The sequence below is a fragment of the Vibrio sp. 10N.222.52.B7 genome (genome assembly GCF_041474275.1).
Classification (GTDB): Bacteria; Pseudomonadota; Gammaproteobacteria; order Enterobacterales; family Vibrionaceae; genus Vibrio; species Vibrio crassostreae_C.
On the sequence record NZ_JBFRTU010000222.1, the window covers coordinates 1 to 340 of the forward strand.

General features: G+C 45.9%; 1 protein-coding gene. It reads left to right on the forward strand.

Annotated elements, in window-relative coordinates:
• Positions 1 to 340, forward strand: a 340-nt coding sequence (locus AB4512_RS22520; RefSeq protein ID WP_372175759.1) for a response regulator, incomplete at both ends; no start/stop codon positions are given.

Here is a 340-nt window from a genome sequence, read left to right on the forward strand (position 1 = left end):
TTGTCGACGATGAACCCGCCATTCGAGACTCGGTAGAACAAGCTATGCTCATTGAAGGTATCGATATCGTCGGCTTTCCCAATGCTATTGAGGCATTAAAGAAAATAGATACCACGCAAGCCGGAATTGTCATCACCGATATTCACATGCCAGTAATGGATGGCATTCAATTAACGCAAAAGTTGCTGAGCCAAAATCCTCATTTTCAGGTCATCGTACTTACCGGACATGGTGACGTGCAAACCGCGGTATCAGCGATGAAAGCCGGTGCTTACGATTTTCTGGAAAAGCCATTTGTGGTCGATGCCCTACTCACTGCCGTTAAAAAAGCCGCAGATAA